The 19294-nt window shown below is 30.1% G+C and carries 21 protein-coding genes and 1 pseudogene; 4 read left to right on the top strand and 18 right to left on the bottom strand.

All coding sequences use genetic code 11. The features are described 5' to 3' along the window. Positions 1 to 52: 52 nt before the first annotated feature. The 10 genes and pseudogenes from KPL55_RS20485 to KPL55_RS20440 all read right to left on the bottom strand — a co-directional run bounded on the left by KPL55_RS20485 (position 53) and on the right by KPL55_RS20440 (position 7142). Positions 53 to 964 carry an aminoglycoside phosphotransferase family protein gene (locus KPL55_RS20485; RefSeq protein WP_216308612.1) on the bottom strand — a complete coding sequence of 304 codons (912 nt, stop codon included), beginning with the start codon at positions 962 to 964 and terminating at the stop codon, positions 53 to 55. An 86-nt stretch (positions 965 to 1050) separates the two neighbouring features. Continuing rightward, the gene (locus tag KPL55_RS20480; RefSeq protein WP_216308611.1) at positions 1051 to 1563 is read right to left on the bottom strand and encodes a GNAT family N-acetyltransferase; all 513 of its coding nucleotides are present in this window, start codon (positions 1561 to 1563) and stop codon (positions 1051 to 1053) included. 21 nt (positions 1564 to 1584) lie between these two features. Continuing rightward, complete coding sequence (locus KPL55_RS20475) at positions 1585 to 2196, bottom strand: class I SAM-dependent DNA methyltransferase (RefSeq protein ID WP_216308610.1); 612 nt, start codon at positions 2194 to 2196, stop codon at positions 1585 to 1587. 70 nt (positions 2197 to 2266) lie between these two features. Continuing rightward, positions 2267 to 2908 carry a cyclase family protein gene (locus KPL55_RS20470; protein ID WP_216308609.1) on the bottom strand — a complete coding sequence of 214 codons (642 nt, stop codon included), beginning with the start codon at positions 2906 to 2908 and terminating at the stop codon, positions 2267 to 2269. Between the two features lie 33 nt (positions 2909 to 2941). Continuing rightward, the gene (locus KPL55_RS20465) at positions 2942 to 3754 is read right to left on the bottom strand and encodes an AAC(3) family N-acetyltransferase (RefSeq protein ID WP_246599709.1); all 813 of its coding nucleotides are present in this window, start codon (positions 3752 to 3754) and stop codon (positions 2942 to 2944) included. Positions 3755 to 3770: 16 nt separating this feature from the next. Then, positions 3771 to 4517 (bottom strand): class I SAM-dependent methyltransferase, encoded by a 747-nt coding sequence (locus KPL55_RS20460; protein WP_216308608.1) that lies wholly within the window; start codon positions 4515 to 4517, stop codon positions 3771 to 3773. 63 nt (positions 4518 to 4580) lie between these two features. Continuing rightward, a complete protein-coding gene (locus KPL55_RS20455; protein ID WP_216308607.1) occupies positions 4581 to 5135 on the bottom strand; it encodes a CPBP family intramembrane glutamic endopeptidase in 555 nt (184 codons plus the stop codon). 130 nt (positions 5136 to 5265) lie between these two features. After that, a pseudogene (locus KPL55_RS20450) lies at positions 5266 to 5748 on the bottom strand (radical SAM family protein); the annotation flags it as partial. Positions 5749 to 5859: 111 nt separating this feature from the next. Continuing rightward, on the bottom strand, positions 5860 to 6420 hold the full coding sequence (locus tag KPL55_RS20445) for a DEAD/DEAH box helicase family protein (protein WP_312887349.1): 561 nt from the start codon (positions 6418 to 6420) through the stop codon (positions 5860 to 5862). A 20-nt stretch (positions 6421 to 6440) separates the two neighbouring features. Further along, the gene (locus KPL55_RS20440) at positions 6441 to 7142 is read right to left on the bottom strand and encodes a B3/B4 domain-containing protein (RefSeq protein WP_216308605.1); all 702 of its coding nucleotides are present in this window, start codon (positions 7140 to 7142) and stop codon (positions 6441 to 6443) included. A gap of 280 nt (positions 7143 to 7422) precedes the next feature. On the opposite strand from KPL55_RS20440, the gene KPL55_RS26810 reads away from it, so the two are divergent. Further along, a complete protein-coding gene (locus KPL55_RS26810; RefSeq protein ID WP_376770478.1) occupies positions 7423 to 7872 on the top strand; it encodes a class I SAM-dependent methyltransferase in 450 nt (149 codons plus the stop codon). Here the strand turns inward: KPL55_RS26810 and KPL55_RS20430 are convergent. From KPL55_RS20430 to KPL55_RS20395, 8 genes are all read right to left on the bottom strand, one after another. Beyond that, entirely contained in the window at positions 7771 to 8664 is an 894-nt protein-coding gene (locus KPL55_RS20430; RefSeq protein ID WP_216308604.1) for a hypothetical protein, read from the bottom strand. The genes KPL55_RS26810 and KPL55_RS20430 overlap by 102 nt on opposite strands. Positions 8665 to 9295: 631 nt before the next feature. Beyond that, positions 9296 to 10150, bottom strand: coding sequence for a hypothetical protein (locus KPL55_RS20425; RefSeq protein WP_216308603.1), 855 nt, complete (start codon positions 10148 to 10150; stop codon positions 9296 to 9298). A 542-nt stretch (positions 10151 to 10692) separates the two neighbouring features. Beyond that, positions 10693 to 11055, bottom strand: a complete 363-nt coding sequence (locus KPL55_RS20420) for a hypothetical protein (protein ID WP_216308602.1) — start codon at positions 11053 to 11055, stop codon at positions 10693 to 10695. A gap of 4 nt (positions 11056 to 11059) precedes the next feature. Further along, positions 11060 to 11863 (bottom strand): prolipoprotein diacylglyceryl transferase, encoded by an 804-nt coding sequence (locus tag KPL55_RS20415; RefSeq protein ID WP_216308601.1) that lies wholly within the window; start codon positions 11861 to 11863, stop codon positions 11060 to 11062. A 16-nt stretch (positions 11864 to 11879) separates the two neighbouring features. Continuing rightward, positions 11880 to 12347 (bottom strand): DUF4395 family protein, encoded by a 468-nt coding sequence (locus KPL55_RS20410; protein WP_216308600.1) that lies wholly within the window; start codon positions 12345 to 12347, stop codon positions 11880 to 11882. Between the two features lie 4 nt (positions 12348 to 12351). Beyond that, positions 12352 to 12966 (bottom strand): methyltransferase family protein, encoded by a 615-nt coding sequence (locus KPL55_RS20405; RefSeq protein ID WP_216308599.1) that lies wholly within the window; start codon positions 12964 to 12966, stop codon positions 12352 to 12354. After that, complete coding sequence (locus tag KPL55_RS20400) at positions 12966 to 14048, bottom strand: radical SAM protein (RefSeq protein WP_312887351.1); 1083 nt, start codon at positions 14046 to 14048, stop codon at positions 12966 to 12968. The genes KPL55_RS20405 and KPL55_RS20400 overlap by 1 nt, the downstream gene beginning before the upstream one ends. Positions 14049 to 14105: 57 nt before the next feature. Further along, complete coding sequence (locus tag KPL55_RS20395) at positions 14106 to 14348, bottom strand: hypothetical protein (RefSeq protein WP_216308598.1); 243 nt, start codon at positions 14346 to 14348, stop codon at positions 14106 to 14108. A gap of 255 nt (positions 14349 to 14603) precedes the next feature. Between KPL55_RS20395 and KPL55_RS20390 the strand changes: the two genes are divergently transcribed. The 3 genes from KPL55_RS20390 to KPL55_RS20380 are packed head-to-tail and all read left to right on the top strand — an operon-like array spanning position 14604 to position 19093. Next, a complete protein-coding gene (locus tag KPL55_RS20390; protein WP_216308597.1) occupies positions 14604 to 15608 on the top strand; it encodes a LacI family DNA-binding transcriptional regulator in 1005 nt (334 codons plus the stop codon). Positions 15609 to 15627: 19 nt separating this feature from the next. After that, on the top strand, positions 15628 to 17355 hold the full coding sequence (locus tag KPL55_RS26630; protein ID WP_216308596.1) for an ABC transporter ATP-binding protein: 1728 nt from the start codon (positions 15628 to 15630) through the stop codon (positions 17353 to 17355). Then, a complete protein-coding gene (locus tag KPL55_RS20380) occupies positions 17321 to 19093 on the top strand; it encodes an ABC transporter ATP-binding protein (protein WP_216308595.1) in 1773 nt (590 codons plus the stop codon). Before KPL55_RS26630 ends, KPL55_RS20380 begins: the two co-directional genes overlap by 35 nt. The last annotated feature ends 201 nt before the right edge of the window (positions 19094 to 19294 follow it).

The following is a 19294-nucleotide window of genomic DNA, read 5'->3' as shown; positions in this document are numbered from 1 at the left end:
AGTAATAATAATATTTTTGAAGTTCTATTTTTATATTCATCAATTGTATTAGCTAATAGTGTTTCCAAGAACTGAACCATGTTGGGATAACTGATTCGAAATCATTAAAATATGTCATCATATTAATAGAATTAGTAAGCATTACATTAACTTCTTTCTCACCATAATTTATCGCCCAAGGAATTGAAGCAAGAGCATTTGTACCCATATATAATGCTAATAATTTGAAAAAGCAAACTGGAACATTATTATTAAAGTAACCATTTATTTGTCCTACGCTAAATGGCACACTTACACTATGTGAAAATGAAATTCTATTAAATTCTTCCCAAGGGTCGCCAAAATCATATCTATTAAAATCTATAACACCTATTTTATTATTCTTATTAACTAACAAATTTCCAACATGATAATCCCCGTGCTGAATGGATTGTTTTCTTGAAATCAATAAATCTCTGTTGCTATATAGGTATTTTATTATTTTTTCGCCGTTTGGAATCTTGATAGAGCAATTATTGTAACTATTAATATTTCTGTCTATCTTATTGTTAAACTTTTCATACCAGTTAGGTAACCCTTCTGGTGCTGGGATGGTATGTATTTTAGATAGAATTACCCCACTCTCTATTCCTAACTCGTATTGAGTTTCTTTAGTGAGAGTGGGTAATACCTTTTCAGAATCTTCACCATTAACCCATGAAAGTAAAGAAAAAACTTTGGTGTTATTTCCGCACTCGCCAAAGTTTAATGGCATACTCATATTTATGTTCAATTTTGAAATTTTACTCAAAATCTCGTTTTCTTTACGTTTCTTCTCTAATTCAGATATGTCTGATAATCTTAGCAAAAATTCTTGTCCATCTTTATTTTGAATATAATATTTTTTATCTGATGACCATCCTTTTTTTATTTCAGAGACTGAACTCCATTCTGAATAACCATAAATGTCTTCAAAGATATTCATAATTGCCCCCAATTAGTAAATTACTTTATTTCAATGCTACCCCATGTAATAATGATAAAGATTTTTCTTCTGAAGCTTTTTATATCTTAACTTTCTATTGGGTTTTTAGGACCATTAAGCTCTAGTTGATAAAAAACAAGATTAAGCCACTTTCCAAATTTAAATCCAGCTTTACTTATCGTACCTGAATACTTGAAACCTAGCTTTTCATGCATTCTAATACTTTTTTCATTAGAACCATCAATGCCAGCTACCATTGTTGCAAAGCCGCTTTCATTAGAAATTTGTATTATTTCTTTAAGAAGTAGAGTTCCTGTGCCCCTGTTGCCAAAGTTTTCATGAACATAAATAGAATGTTCAATAGAATATTTAAATGCCGGCCATGGTCTAAATGATCCAAATGTGGCAAAGCCAATAACAGTATTATTTTCTTCTGCCACGATTATTGGATACCCATCTTGTATTTTGTTTTCATACCATCTTATTCGGTCTTCAATCGTGTGAGCTTTATAATCATAGATTGCTGTTGTGTGTAATATAGCATCATTATAAATTTTTAAAATATATGGTAAGTCTTTTTTGGTTGCGGTCCTTATCATTTTAATGCCCCTTCCCTTTTCTTATTTTCTTGCTTTCATTAAAAATAGTGAATACTTGATTTTCTCACCATCTATTGTTTTTTCATCATAATAAAAAGTATTTGATTCTATATCTTTAAAACCAGTATTAATTAATATTTGTTTTAAGGCGACTTGATTAAAACCATTGTGACCGTCAAATTGATGTTCGTTTTTATGAAAGCTACCATCTTCTTCATCCAAATCAACTATACACAAATAACCGTCTTTATTAAGTAAGTTGTTAAATTCTTTTGTTATAGATATAATATCATGAATATGATGTAATACCATAGAATTATAGATTACATCATATTTTTTATCAAATGAATTATTAATACATAGATCTAAATTATAAACAAGCATATTAGTTACTTCATATTTATTGATTTTAGAATTAAGTATATCAATCATTCCTTTTGATGAATCTACAAGTGCAATACTTTTAAATCTATCATAAAGGTTAAAACTTACAAGACCCGTACCGCATCCAAATTCCATAGCTGAAAGATCTTCATTAATACAAATCGAATTACTTATTTCATTTGCAATCGCTGCTGCTCTATTAATTCTTTTGTCAGTATCCCAAGTTTTAGCATAATCATTAAAATTCATTATTACATAACCCCCTTGAATTATTTGTGGTACATGCTAATAATAGTATAAATAGTATTGTTGCTAAGGGTTATATGTTTTCGATGGAAATAGCCCTTACAGGTGAACCATCAGCATCTTTATTTTTAAGTGGTAATATACTCAAAATAAAAAACTCATTAGTTATAGAATCTAAATTAGTTAGGTTCTCAATAATTATTATGTTCCTTGGCATTAATATTTTATGAACTGCAAATGTTGTTGACTCCATAGCATCTATTGAAATTGCATCAATACCAATACCCTTTAAATTAAATTGTGACAACCATCTTGCTGATTCTAAGTCTAAGGATGGAAAGTCTTCATAATACTTAGAATCACTCCAGTACTTGCTCCACCCAGTTTTTATTATAACAAAGTCAACATTTTTTACCTTTTCCTCATAAGGTTTTAACATATCAAGATCTATTAATTTTATGGTACTATTAGAAAAATCTAGAATAGTAGCATTTCCAATAAAATGTTCTATATCTAAATTATCTAAATAAGGTCCATTACTGAGCATATGAGCGGGAGCGTCTATATGTGTTCCGGTATGTGAGTACATAGTGATTTTTGCCTCTTGGAAACCATCCTTTTCAAGTGTATTTGCCTTTTCTAAAGTTGGTTGTTCAGTTCCTGGGAAGACTGGCATGCCAGAATAAATAACATGTGTTAAATCGGTTATTTTCATAATATTCCTCCATTTCGTATTAAAAAGAGATGTTTATTTAAATCTATTATTTTGTATCCATTTCGTTGCAAAATCAACGCCTAATTTCATATTGAATAACTTACACTCTGCATTACCAACTTTACCAAATACTACGTTATTAGTTGATTCAAAAGCTTTACCCAATTTCTCAAAATCCTCATCGGAATTATATTGGAAGTCGTCGAACCACTTCCATGTTCTTTTATTATTCTCAATTATTGCAGCACCCATTGTTTCCCTTGGCATTTTATCATTTAATGCCTCTGCAAGATGAAAGCTTGTACAAGAATCGTATCCAACTCCTAATAATAGTACTTTGCAATTTAGATTGTACATTTTACCTAAAGGAGATTCCATTCCAAATTGTGGTGTTAATGTATGATCGTTTATAATATTATGTGAATACTTGCCCTGCGCAACAAATGATACTTGTGGGTGGTTCGATCTATAAACATCAGGTAAGGTTCTAAATAATTCTGCAATGCATCCCATACCTCTGGTTTGTGTAAGATTTACATCAAATGCTGGCATGTTTTCATATATAAGATGTATCCATTCTTTGGGAACAGGTGGATTTTCCCATTCTGCCGGATCAGAAACTGCGCCACTATGAGCTGGCATTATAAGTGTGCCCTTGTTGCTAATAATCTTTTGAAGAGCCATTATGACTGCCTGAGCAGCTCCACAAACCCAGCCAATACTTGACATGGAAGAATGCACTAATAGAATATCTCCATTCCTAATTCCAAGATTCAATAAATCATTATATATGGTATCTACTGTATTCATCTTTTTAGTAAGTTCTATTACTATTGCTTCGTTCAATATTATCATCTCTTTATCAATTTATTTTGGTAGATTTAATTAATAGAAAATTTGGTTTATGGATATCTCTCTTCATTTTAGGAATTAACATCAATGATTTTTCGTCTGGTACTGGTTCAAGTATTTTATCAATTCTAAAACCACTCTCAATAATCGTATTTATTATCTCTGAAAATGGTCGATGATATTTTATTAATCCGTCTACAAACCATTTTACACAACGCTCACCGCTCTCCATGTAGTTCGAAAGATTATAATGTAAAGGATTTTTGTTTTCATCTGTTGTCCAGGTTGGACCTTGTTTTGGTCCTGTGGTAAGCGGGTGTTCTTGGGAATAAATAAGTAGCCCATTATCGTTGAGTAAATTGTTTATGTTGCCAAGTAGGTTACTAAAAGACTTTATATAATGAAAGGCTAGGGAGCTATAAATTATATCAAACTTCTCATCTATAGTATTTATATCATTCATATCAAGTCTTATGTATTCGATATTTTGAGAAGAATTTTCACCTTTTGCAACTGCTAGCATTTTTTCTGATATGTCGACACCTACAACTCTTGCAGCACCTCTGCCTATGAAATCAACACAGTTTTCACCAAAGCCACAGCCTAAATCAAGTATAGTCTTTCCAGTCAAATCTGGAAGTAAGCTTTGCATTGCCGGTTTTTCCTGAAGGTTATTGTAGTTATTTTTATTGCCTCGAAGTTGCTTATATCCCTCAAAAAAAATTTCGTTGTCGTATATGTTTTGATTATTAGACATAAAATTCACCCCTCTTTAAAGTATTAAAGATAATTATAAGATTAGTAAATACTAGGTTTTTCCTTAGAGCATAGATAACATGTCTTGAATTCCATGGATAAATGAAGGTAATAAAATATTACAATTACGAGTGTAAATAAATATAAACAATAAAGTAACTGCAATTCCTCCACGAATATCTAAATTTGAAGTATTTCCAAGTGTAAACGTTTCAAAGACAGTTTTATTGTTGAAAACAATATCAATTGGCAAGTGTGCCATGCCAAAGAATATCCCGCTTAAAATAGTTCCCCCTATTTTGCCAAATCCAACTACGAGCCTTGGCCATAAAAATCCTCTGAAAATTAATTCTTCATATAAACCAGTAAAAATAATATAAAAAATCGAATCACAAATAAGTTTTATATTAAAGCCTTTACTCTTTATGTAATAAACCCAAAACGTAGAAATAAGAACATCGCCAATGTATATAGAAGACTTAAGTCCTTGTCGTCTCAAACCAATTGAATTTATTTTTTGTTTCCTAAATTTCAAAACAACTATTACAGCTATAAATCCAGGTATATCCATTAGTAATATAAATATCAATTTGTAAATAGAGTTTGTATCGTTTTTCATTATCAAAAACAATGGAGATATTTTAACTAAATATAGATTTAAGAACATATCTATGAAAATCAATAAAAAAAGTATTAAAGCAATTATCCCGTCTTTCTTCATTATATCAGAGAAAATTTCATTAGGAAACATGGTTTTCTTTACTTGGTACCTGATATGCATAGTTATATCTTTCTATATATCGAGTCTTCATTCCTGGAAAATGCTCATCCAGCTTTTTATAGAAATATTCTCTATTTCCTTCCCTTAGGGTTAACCCCATACCAAAACAAATTATGCCATGTACTTTCGCCTCTATACAATAATCCAGAATTCCACGAATATTTTCCTCTGTATCATTTATAAATGGTAAAATAGGACTTAACCAAACTACCGTAGGAATTCCGTTATCACGCATTACCCCAGTACCTATCATACATTTCTTCCTTTTCCTTCTCAGGGCATCCTCTAAAACTTTCGGTGCATTAAGCTTTACCTCGATATCTTCAAAATCATGATGCATTTGATAGCAGTTGCTTCTTGAATCGCAATAAATGCAGCCATGAGTACAGCCTCGGTATATATTTATTCCATTTCGAGCTGATAAGATCCCTTTTACCTCTCTTTCGTGCATAATGGTCTCCTTGTTATTAAAATGATTTATTTTATGCAATATCATTACATTGAGAAGAGTAAGTCGTTATATTCTGGAAACTACAGCATATATTGAATATCCTTCTAGTAGTCATAAGCTAAAGCGTTCTTTTATTATTGTCGCAACAAGTTCTGCCGATACATTTGAGTTGTCAATTTTGATATAATTCTCAAATGGTATTTCGCCATCATTACTAACGCAACGATAATTTTTATCTTCACTTATAAGTCTTTGGTTAGAGTTTTCAATATCTTGTTTTGATGCCTTATGCTTTAAACGATTTTCAGTAATATTTCTTTGTAATCTAATTTCTTGAGGAGCAACAAGTTCTATATAGTAAATATCAGCACCGTTTTTTCTAAAGATATTCGTTACATGCTCAACATAATCCCAATCAGATTTCTGGTCAAAAGCCCACATATATGTAAATATTAGCCCGTAATTTTCTGATGCAACAAATTCTTCAAAGATAATCTCTCTCATCCTACTTACTGCCTTTCCATAATAATAGCCGAATACTTTAATAACTGGTTCAATCGTCATATGATTATGGAATAATCGTAAATCGGTAATTTTCATAAGTTCTTGTCCCACAGTCATTTTACCAACAGATGAATCTCCTATTAAAAATACCAACTTCAATAAAATCACCTCCTATGTATGATTCCATGTTAAAACTCTATCTCAGAGTTCTCGGGTTTAACAATGTATCTTTTATAGGTGCCCTTGAATTTTAGCTTTAGAATTTCTTCTAAGGAATCTAATGATTTTATAAGCGGGCTTTCCGGAGCATCATCAAAGCCTACCAATTGAAAAAATACATCATGAGTATTAAGTGTCAATTTTCCCAATTCACTTTGACGCCAAACCCATTTTCTTGTTTGTACAACTTTACCACTGGTAAAAACAAGTTCGCCTGCCTCTACTGGTTCATATTCCTCTGCTCCAAAGGGCAGAAATTTCTCGGTTCCGTTAGTAAAACCTACGGAAAGGTCATCATCAATATCAGCTAAATCATGCCCTCCTAATGAAACCTGGTTCTCTATTGATATTGCATTGCACAGGTCTACTAAGGAATTTATAGTAGGAAGCTGGCTGCCCTTAAGTACCCTTTTCATCATGGCTTCCATAGAATTTACAAATTTATTTGGATTTATGCCTGCATTTTCAAGTACAAGCCTATACCCCTTAATTATCGGTTGAACTTTAAGGTCTTCTGGCTTTATTATCATCCTCACATTTTTTTCGGCATTTCTAAGCCTTTCTGTTTCCTGGGGTGAGGTTTCGGTATTTGTGAGGTCCTTTGCAATAATTATCCCAAAACGAAGATTAGGATTTAGTTCAAACACCTCTGGTGTTATAGTGTATTTCATTTTACGTCCTCCTTATAAAGTCTATTTAACGTATTATATATTGTAATATTATCATAATTTACCACATTTTAAAACGGTTTTCACATAAGAAACCCTTTACGTGTAATTCATTTTAACATAAAAAGTTTGAAAAAATGGTGTTTAATGGTATAATTTCTTTAGTGGTTAAGTCGATACTTATTTGTTTAATCAGGATTACAAGGTTTTAGAAATAGGTGCTGGTTCTGGGCGATACACAAAATATATTGTGAAGATGAGCAATTAACTAACTGTAGGAGATATATCTGCACATCAGATTGAATTTAATAAATCGAAAATGAAAGAACTTTCATTGTTTGATAAAATTAAGATGTTTTGTCTATTAGATGTTCTGGATATGGGGATTTTTGAAGATTCCTGTTTTGATTGTATTGTTTGTATTGGCGGAGTAATAAACTATCTTTTAGATAAGGAAAAAGATGGCATAAATGAAATGTTAAGAGTTCTAAAGCCAGGCGGAACATTGATTGTAGATGCTATGAGTAGGCGCACTAACAAGGTGATACGCCTTTTTCTTTTTTTAATTCTTCATAAAAAAACACCGTTCACACAAAGTGAACGGCAAATTCAACAGTTTATTCGGTTACAACTATTTCTTTTCAATAACAATATTTTCAGTTTCAATCTTTTTTCTATCCATTTCAAAAATCACATTTTTGAATTTCTCCGTTGCTTCCTCTTTTTCACTTAATAATTTATTGATTCTATCATTAAAGCTTTCTTGCAACTGCTGAATTTTAATTTGTTGTTGCTCTCTTAATCTTAAAACCTCTTTTCCTACTTCAAAGCCTGTTCTTTCTTTTTGAAGTTCAATATCTTGTTTGGATTTAATTTCTAGTGTTTCTATTTTGTTTTTATTTATTTGGTCAAGCTCCCATATCTGTTTTACTAAACTTTCTTTTTTATCCTTAGTATTTAGCAATTCAATTGTAAGCTGCCTATTCTCATTTGCTAAAAGGTCATGGTCTGTTTTAATGTTTACAATTTCATCTTTATATTTAATATACTTCTCATTAACCTGAGATAGATTTATTATCTTTTCATTTTGCATATTATTAAATGTTTTCAGGCTGTTAATACTGTCTTCTAATTCTTTTTGTGTTTGCTTAAAATTAGACAGTTCTTTTCCAAGTGAAATTATTTTTTTGTTTTCCTCTTTAATTAAAGTAATTTCATCTTTTAATTTTTGAAGCTCTGTATTCTTATCTACTAACTCATTTCTATGTACGTTTTTAACCTCTAAAGTTTTAACATTATTTCTTTCTACTATGTTTATGTATATATCAGCCATTCTACTGGTTATAGTTTGTAATTCTTTTATATCTTCGGACATATTACTGTCCTCTTCTCTTGCTCTATTTAATTCATAGTATTTAACTACTTGCTCCATCAGTTCCTTATTGTTTATTCCTTCACTTTGAGCTAATTCATTAAATTTTTGTTTTAACTCATCACTTATTCTTACGCTTAATATTGCATCCATTTAGTAAATCCCCTTTTGGCCTCGTATTTTCTCGATTGTACACCATAAATTTTCTTTTTTCCATAAATCAACGCCAATTATACCACTAGGCATTGATATCTAGTGAAATTAACTCTCTATACAGTATAATTCCTAGAATAACTATGTTCAATAATATTTTCTTAATTTATTTCTTTTTCTAAAATGATAATATTTTATAATTTTATAAATAAAATTGTATTGTAAACATAGGTATACGTTTGTATACAATAAAGTTATGCATGTATACATAATGTATACAATTAAAGTATACCATAAAAATTACGAAAAGCTATATAAACTGAGAGAAAAAGCATGAATTTAAGCAAAAACAAAACCATTCAATATAACTTTTATTATATTGAATGGTTTTTTAAACGATAATATGTTAAATTTTAAGACTTGTTAATTAAATAATATAATATAGAATAATCGGATGATTAAAATGCTAGGGTTAGCGTAGCTCTAATTACAAGTACAAAAAGAGGTGGCAAGACATAATTGTCTATTAGTTCATTGACAGTTAGTAATCATCAATCTAAGAAAAAGAAAAGAAAAAAGGCATTGCTGCCTTTTGGGTTGATGAACAATATATGAATATTAAGTCCAACTCTCACTTGTATTCTATTTTCAAGTTTACAATATAAAGTATAAAGTATATTAAGCCTAATATAGTCAAAACGCTTGGTATTACAAGCATATCATAACTACCCTCAATAACACCTTTAACTCTACCATACCATTCTCCAAATCCCCAGGACAGACAAACTGTAAATGTCTTCATTAAAGCTACGCCTGCTAATATATTTCCATAAGGCTTTCTTCGAATTAGCAGTGTAGCTGCAATTGCAATTGCAGGAAAAACAATGCCTAAATCCAGAACAAAAACCCCGTAGGTATCCTGTGGAATGTGCCTGGCAATGTCAGGTGAAATTCTTATTAACCAAATGAGAGCTAACATAAATACAATACTATAAAGAAATATACTTATGGATCTACGTAAGCCTTTAGAAAGCGAGGTTTTTACTACAAACTCAGTTGGGAAACTAAGAAGTCCTAAAACAATACTATATATCGATAAACTAAATATAGCGAGATAAACAAGATAAATTGTTGTATACTGACCTTGCATTACATAAAGTGCGTAACCATAAAAAAAGTTACCGCAGAGCCCGATTATAGTAATTAACAACTTATAACCTGGACGCCTTAGGAATAAAATCGATAAAAAAGCTAGAAGTACAGCTAGCGGAATAAATATTATATCCTGTGCCCTAGAGCCTACCAGTAAAAACTTTGTTATTAATCCTGATGATAACACATCATTGTAAATACTTTCATTTAAAGTACCTTCGAGACACGCAAATATAATAAACACTGACATAATAAGTGTCATGATTGCAGTAATCCTACTTCTTTGAATTATAATACCACTACCATCGCTACTTAATGGTTTTTTTAATTCCATAAACCTTTCCCCCTTATTCTTACTTACTACATAACCCTTTAATAATAAAATATAGGATACTCAATATGATTATGCCTTTGCAGGAACAATCTGAAGGCATTCTAGACATAAACTATTTGTATATTAATGAAAAATTTTGAAACATCGGTTTTGAAGTTGCTTGTGGATAAAAGCAAACCATGGCAATAATATGTGAAGGTGATTTTATAGCTGTGAAATTAATAAATCTTCTTGTTAAACATTGAGTATTATAGCAAAATAGCAGTTGAGTTAATACTAAAAAGGATTAACAATCATGATAAACCGTATGAGAGTATAGAATTGTTAATGGAATATTCCTTTTATTTGTTCCCTTCGGCAGTAAAACTCTCTAGGTCATAACCGAGATTTTCAAATTTTAGAGCTGGTAAATATCCAACTTCAGAAAGTGAGAATTGCACTTATTTAACAAATGGCATAGTGTCCAATTTATTTTAATACTTGCATAGCAAAGTCTTAATCGTTTTTACAAGTCAGTTAAACAATGAACTTAGAGGGTATCTTTATAATACACCTAAAGATACAAAACATGCGCCAAAGAGTAATAGCAGTAGTGCCAAAGGTGTAACTGTTGCAAGAAGTATTTTACCTGCTATTGGGTGTGATCTTCTAATAAATCTAACTGACAAAAATGTTGCAGAGCCGATTAGAATAAACATAATAATAGAAGTTATCCCTGCTTTACCTATAAAAAGTGTTGCAACCATTAATATGAGAAGCAAGAGAGATAATCCTAAACCTAAAAATATATCACGCCAAGGACTTTTTTTAACATGGGAATTAAAATTAGGATCTTGATTGCTCATATAATATTGTTCACCTAAGTTATTGTTAGGTTTTTGATTTTTGGGATTATCATTACTCATCTTTCTACACTTCCCTTTTAATAAATTTAGAAAATAAATATTTTCTATTGATAAACAGCAAACCTACAATACAAAGTATCTGAAAGTCTGTCAGAATAATAAAAGAAACTTTCTCAACTCTTATAAATTCTAATAAAAATCTGAAACTAAAATAAGCATTTAAAAAAATGGAGTAAAGTTGTCCTGGTTTCACACCTTTCTTCTTCCTTAATGATAAATAAATTATCATAACAATATCAAATAGTATCTCATATATTTGAGTTGGATGCCTTAATATATGATCACCAAAATCAATACCCCATGCTAAATGTGTTTCTTTTCCATAACAACACCCTCTTAATAAACATCCTATTCTTCCAATTGCCATAGCAACCAGAATTGGAACTGCTAATTGATTACCCATTCTCTCTTTTATTCCAAATATTCGTTTAGCTATTAATACACTTACGCCGCCACCGATTAAGCCACCTATTATAGTTCTACCTTGCATAACAGCACTAAAAGAATTTGTATTAGAGTTAATTTCATTCCAGTACATGAATATAAGAGGTAACTTTGCGCCAATAGTGCCTCCTACTATGCCAAACAAGGCGATATAAAAAGCATTTGAATTTTTAATGCCAGCTTTTTTAAGTTGCAATATATATATTCCAATACCTACTAATAATGCTAAAAATAACATCACCGGATATGATTCAATTGGGAAGTCACCTATTTTAAAAAGAACAGGCTTTAATCCCCATGACTCATTAGTAGGTACTTTTATTTGGAAAGGTATAGGTTTTAAAAAGCCATTTTGATTAAACATTCTTTCACACCCTATCTTATTTTACCTTATACTGCTTTACTTTTTTGCCTACCCTGCAGCATTGTCCATTAGTATTATTAAGACAACTATAAAGCTTCATAGCACCACAAAATCCTAATGATGCAGATGTCTTTAAAACGGCTAATGCCCCAGTTAATATCCAGCCAATTATAGGGTTAAGAAAATAAAGAAATAAAAGCGCTATTCCTGATATTATTGTTCCAACCATATGAGCGAAACAAACTGCCTTTTCATCTAAAATTTCACTCTTAGAAGGAAATATCTTGTCAATTGTATAAGTGTAAAGGAGAACTAGAGGGGCCATTTTAACTTTTAATAGAGCTGATAATAAGAGAAGTAAAAACCCCACTAGAACTAGTAATTTATTTTGAAATATTAAAGATAACCAAAAGATAGAGGCTACAGAATATTTACAAAAATTAAAGGCTGCATGGGGTACTACAACAGGTCTTTGCTCCTTCATGTAATCAACACTTCCTTCTTATTATTTTCGGAAAAAACATTCCAGTTCCTTTTTTATAGTCTTCGTATTCAGGAAAAGTTTGAATTAATAAGCTTTCTTCTTGTTTTGCTCTATAATACATAAATGGTATAAATACAAATGTAACCGCAAGGAAACATAATATATTTCTATATACTACACATGCTCCATAAAACATTAACATAATAGAAGCATATAGTGGATGTCTAACAATTTTATACATTCCTTTTTGAACTAATATATGTTCATCGTATATTTTTATATGATTAGCCCAATTACTACCCAAATTAAATCTACCAATTATATTCATGCCACAACCACTAACAATGGCCATTGCCCCTATAATAATAGTAATATGTTTTAAGTTGCTATTATATATTGGAATAATACCTATTTTAGGAATGAGTAATAGATAAAAAACAAATAAAAATAATGTCATTGTGCCTGTTTCAACTATAGACTTCTTTTCTTTTTCTATATGGTCATTTCTTGTATATAGTGTAAAGTCTATAAGTATTGAAACAAATAATCCTAAAACACTTGTACATATAATAAGTTGGATTATAAAGGAGAACATATCTGGAATTTTAAACTGGAACATTATAGGTTGCCATTTCTATGAATAATATTATAAGCTGAAAATGGTATTTTACGTAGATCTTTGGTTACAACATGAACACATTCCTTTTGCATTGCTCTAGTATCAAAATTGTAAGCATCAATAAAAGAAGTTATACTAACTCTAAACGTGTTCTCGTCTACATATCTAATCTTCTTTTCCTTTGATTTTATAAAAAAGTTAAGTGGAACAATTTCTTTAAAGTCTTTTAAAAATTTAAAACAGTCACAACTAGTTTTTATATCAGTTATGCTTCCACCTGCATTTTTTAATGCATCTTCAATTGTGAATACAAAGGTATTATTAATAAGGTGAAGATATTCGTGTATTTTTGTATTTCTTGTTATTGGAATAAATCCACCTTCTGACGTTTTGTACATATAGGTGAGGGCTACTCTTTCAGAATTACATGGGAGAGGAATAAAATCATCCATTTTAAGCATTCCAGCAGATTGTTTTTCCATTCTTTTTAGTATTCCTGAAAGAGTAATTCTATTATTTGTATCAATTTCATGGACTCTACCAAAAAAAGCAGCGGGTTGAAAATTAATACCGCGAACACAAGTTGTATTAATACCAAAAGCAAATATTTCACCTATTTCATCATCATTTACGCCAGCGGATATAGTAGAAACTAATGTTGTAGGTATATTATATTTAGATAAATTAGCTATTGCTATTTTTTTAAGTGGTAATAGATTTTTTCCTCTTAAGGTATTGTAAGTTGTTTCTTTAAATCCATCAAATTGAAGATATACTTCAAATCCGCCAACAAATTGTTGTAACTCACGAGCAAAAGTTTCATCTTCAGCAATCCTTATACCATTAGTATTTAACATTACATATTTAAAGTTCTTAGATTTAGCTATTCTTATAATTTCAATAATATCCGGATGAATAGTTGGTTCACCACCACTTATTTGTAATATCTCTCCTTGGCCGTATTCAGAGTCAATAAAAAAGTCCATCATTTTTTCTATTTGAGATATAGGTAAAAATTCTCCTTCTCCTGCATCAGCGAAACATAATGGACATTTTAAATTACATTTCGTAGTGACTTCTATTAATGCTATACATCCATGCTGATCATGTTGTGGGCAGGTACCACTTGTACCACAATCTTAGGGGCATCCCTTTTTAACTTTTGAATAAACTTTAATAGGTGTTCCGGGCTTATCATATAGTTTTTTCTTTAGATGATAAGTAGCCACTTCCTCGAGTAACTCTATTTGTTCTCCATGAGTAGGGCAATACTTTAGTAAATAAACCTTTTCATCTTTCAATATAACTTTAGCAGGAACTATCTGAAGGCATTCTGGACACAAACTATTTGTAAATTCATGAAAAATATAGTCTCTGTTCATTTCATCCCCTCCTCTGTGTCATAGTATACTTATTATTTGAATATTCTATCTTTTATTACAATTATACACAAAATTAATTTGCATATCAAACATTAAATAAAATACATTTGAATTGGTTTAATAGTTATTTATTGACTAAATAAAATTAACGTTATAAATTTGAAATATAACGTTAAAGATAAATAAAACAAACGTTGTATTTGCGTTAAGTATTACTTATAATAGTATTAGAGCATAAATTTGGAGGTGAGTTATTTGAGTAACAAAATTACAATATCAGATATAGCCTCTGCGTTAGATATCTCAGCTATATCTGTAAGCAGAGCACTATCCGGCAAAATCGGAGTTGGGGAAGAATTAAGAAAAAAAATCTTATCCAAATCGAAAGAAATGGGATATATAAAGGCTACAAGCAAAAATAGTTATAAGATTTTAGTGCTTCATCAAAGGCCACTTGTTCAAGAGAATAGCAATTTTGCTTATATGATACAGGGAATAGAGCGGGCACTACAAAAGTTAGATATACATTACCATACTGAATTTGTTGATAAGAATAACCAGGATGAAAAACAACTCCCTTATAAAGTATTAAAAGAAAATAATTTCGATGGAGTAATACTTATCGGGAAATTTACAGACTCTTATATAGGTTTACTAAAACAAAAGATCAAGAATTATATTTTTTATACAGGATATTCCCCTTCTTGTGATTTCGACAGCGTCTGGTTTAACTTTAATAATGGCGGATATAAACAATGTGAGTACTTAATAAAAAAAGGTCATAAGGATATTGGATTTTTAGGCAGACGTAGTATTTTGTTCAGAAATAAAGAAAAGGTTTTAGGAATAACTTCTGCACTTGATGACTATAAAGTACCTATTATTAAAGATTTTTTTATTTACATTGAAGATAATTTTGAAGAAAATTTTGAAACATCGGTTTTGAAGCTACTTATGGATAAACGCAAACCATCTGCAATAATATGTCAAGGAGATTTTATAGCCGTGAAATTAATTAATCTTCTTGTTAAAAATGGTATTAGAGTTCCAGAAGATATGTCTATAATTAGCAGTGGAAATACCGAAATGGCATCTTTAACCCAACCTGCACTTACAACGTTAGATTTAAACATTGAGTATTCTTGTGAAATAGCAGTTGAGTTAATCTTAAAGAGAATTAATAATCCTGATAAACCATATGAGAGTATAACTATAAACAGCACCTTGATTTCTAGGGAATCAGTGAAATCTTTAATTTAATTTATAAAGGAGGAATTAAGTGGGAAAAAACATAATAATAGAATTTATTAAGGCACATAAAATATCGTATTTTATTGGAATCATATTTATGCTGCTAACATCTTATATTCAGTCTTTTTTTCCTAGGGTTCTAGGTAGTACTATTGATATATTAGGAACTGATAATTTTTCTTTTAATCTTGTTAAAATAAAAATAGTATATATACTTTTGATAGCAATAGGAACTTTTATATGTACTTATGCTTGGAGAAATCAAATTGTAGTTAACGCAAGGAATCTTGAATGTCATCTACGCGAGAAATTATTTAATCATTTTCAAATATTATCTCCGCAATTTTATAATCAAAAGAAAACGGGCGATTTAATTGCTTATGCTATAAATGATATTTCTGCTGTAAGAATGACTTTGGGACCAGCAACTGCAATGATAATAAATGTCGTTGTTATTTGCAGCATTTCTATATATTCGATGGCAAGGATTATTAATTTCAAACTTACTTTAATGATATTAATTCCTATTCCATTTATAATACTTTTTATGCTCAGAATAGGATTGTTAGTTCAAAAGCGTTTTAAGAAGGTTCAAGAGAATTTTTCGTCAATCTCCGGAAGAGTTCAAGAAAATATATATGGAATTAGAGTTATAAAATCATACGTTCAAGAAGAATCTGAAACCCGAAAATTTGAGATACTTAATAATCAAATGATGGAATCTAACCTTAAAATGGTTAAGATATCTTCTATTATCTCTCCCGTAATTGAAATATTTTTCAGTATAAGTTTTGTTTTTAATCTTATTATTGGTGGAAATATGGTATTAAATAAGGTTATAACCCTTGGAGATTTTATAGCTTTTAATGGGTATTTGACTATGATAATGAGACCTATAATTTCAATTGGACGTGTTATAAACATATTTCAAAGAGGCATTGCCTCTATGAAAAGATTGAATGATATATTTAATGTAAACCCTAAGATTGAGGATGGCATAAAAATGATAAGTACGCCTATTAAGGGTGAAATAGAATTTAATAATCTAAGTTTTTCTTATGGAGATTCAAATGAAAAAGCTCTAGAGAATATTATGCTTAAGATACCTAAGGGGTATACAATTGGAATTTTAGGTAAAACTGCTTCAGGAAAGACAACCATTTCAAACTTATTATTAAAGCTCTATATGTCACCACGTCAAGAAATATTTATCGACAAGGTGGACATAAATGACTATTCTCTAGAAACACTTAGGGGTAGCATTGGGTATGTACCTCAAGATAACTTCTTATTTTCTGCATCAATCAAAGATAATATAAAGTTTTTCAAGGATGAATACTCTGATGAAGAGGTTGAAAAGGCATCACAAATAAGCGCTATATATGAAAGTATTATTAATTTCCCTGAAGGATTTGATACTATACTAGGAGAGCGTGGAGTTAATCTATCAGGTGGTGAAAAGCAACGTATTTCTATTGCTAGAGCAATTATTATAAATCCACCAATACTTATCTTAGATGATTCACTTTCGGCGGTTGATACTATTACTGAAAGTAAGGTTCTTGAAAATATACAAAACGTGAGAGATGGTAAAACTACAATAATTATTGCTCATAGGATATCTACTATAAAACATTCTAATTTTATTATAGTTTTAGACAAAGGCAAGATATGTGAACAAGGAACTCATGATGAGCTAATTAAAAAAGGAGGGCTATATTATGAAACCTATAAGTCGCAATCGGAAGCTTCATAAAATCAATAGCTTTAAAAGACTCTTATATCTGACTAAACCTCATCTTAAAAAGATAATTCTAGCGGCGTTATGTGTAATGATTGTAAATTCTGCAGAACTTCTAAAACCATATATCCTAAAGCTAGTTATTGATGATTTTTTAATAAAGAAAGTATCACAAAATGGCATATACTCCATAACATCTATGGGGATAGCATATTTTGCACTTGCCTTCATTGGTGGACTATCGTCTTTTACCCAAGTAAATTTAATAAACAAAGCCGGTCAAGAAATTATGAGAGATCTAAGAAAACGTGTATTTAGAACAATTCAATTTTTACCTATACCATATCTTGACAAAAATTCATCGGGAAGGCTTATTACAAGAGCCACTAATGATGTTGAAGCACTTAGTGAAATGTATACCGATGTTATTATAAGTCTTTTTAAAGATGTATTCTTACTTATAGGTATAGTATATGCTATGCTTACACTTGATATAAAATTAGCTATTATTTCATTTTCTGTTGTACCCATAATGTTTTTTATAATTTTCATGTTGAAAAATAAGATAAAGCAAAATTTTTCAAAAATGAAAGCTCTAATAGGTAAAATTAATGGATTTATGGCTGAAAATATATCTGGAATGAAAATCATACAAATCTTTACTGGTGAAAAAGAGAAAAATGATGAATTTTTAAAACTAAACCAGGAGTATTTAAAAAGTACATTATTCCAAGTTAGGATAAATAGTATATTAAGACCTGCCGCTGATGTTTTCCAAAGTCTTGCAGTAGCCATTATATTATGGTATTCCATGGGCAAAATCGCAAATCATACTATAGAAATTGGTGTGCTTTTCGCTTTTACAACATATATAAAGCAATTTTTTAATCCAATATCTGATCTTGCAGACAACTATACCACAATTCAATCTGCGTTGGTCTCTGCAGAACGTATTTTTGAACTTTTGGATGAGAAAAATACATTAGAAGATTTAGACGAAGGAGTAAGTCTTAAAAATTTACATGGAGATATAGAATTTAAGAATGTATGGTTTTCCTATAATAATTCAGAATGGATTCTAAAAAATGTAAGTTTTAAAGTTAATAAGGGGCAGACATTTGCGTTTATAGGGGAAACGGGTGCAGGGAAAACTACAATAATAAGTCTTATAAGTGGATTTTATAAAATTCAAAAAGGTGAGATACTAATAGATGGCATTAATATCAATGATATAAAAAAGAGGGACCTACGAAAAGGCATATCAGTTGTCCTTCAAGATGTATTTTTATTTTCAGGTGATGTAAAATCTAATGTTATTTTAAATGATAATATAAGTGAAAATATATTAAATGAGTCATTAAAAACTACTTGTGCATTAGACTTTGTAAATGGGCTGCCGGGTGGGATACATGCAAAGGTTATGGAAAGAGGAGCTACATTTTCTGCAGGACAAAAACAACTTCTATCATTTGCAAGAGCTCTTGCACATTCACCATCCATATTTATATTAGATGAGGCTACTTCAAATATAGATACACATACTGAAAAGTTGATACAAAAAGTTATTGAAGAAATGGCACAAAATCGAACTACACTTATTATTGCCCACAGATTATCTACAATAAGAAATGCTGATAAAATAGTTGTTTTAAAACATGGTGAAATTATAGAATCTGGAAATCATGATGAGCTTATATGTTTGGAAGGATACTATAAAGATATGATCCAAGGGGATATGAAGGTCGCAAACTAATATAAGATTGTAAAATATAAAGAGCATATGTAAAATTAAAATTTGGGCCTGTAAATAATTTTGTGTAAACAGAATATAATATACTCTTTCTTGGCAATAATTGAGATAAGTGATTATCAAAGATTGTAAGGAGGAGTATTTTTATGTCAAACATATCAAAAGAAATTTTAAGAGATTATATCAACGAGCAAAAGTTTACAA

The sequence above is a fragment of the Clostridium lacusfryxellense genome (assembly GCF_018861735.1).
GTDB classification, from domain to species: Bacteria; Bacillota; Clostridia; order Clostridiales; family Clostridiaceae; genus Clostridium_AD; species Clostridium_AD lacusfryxellense.
The sequence above is the reverse complement of the archived record's forward strand: the minus strand, read 5'-3'. Positions and strand labels throughout refer to the sequence as shown.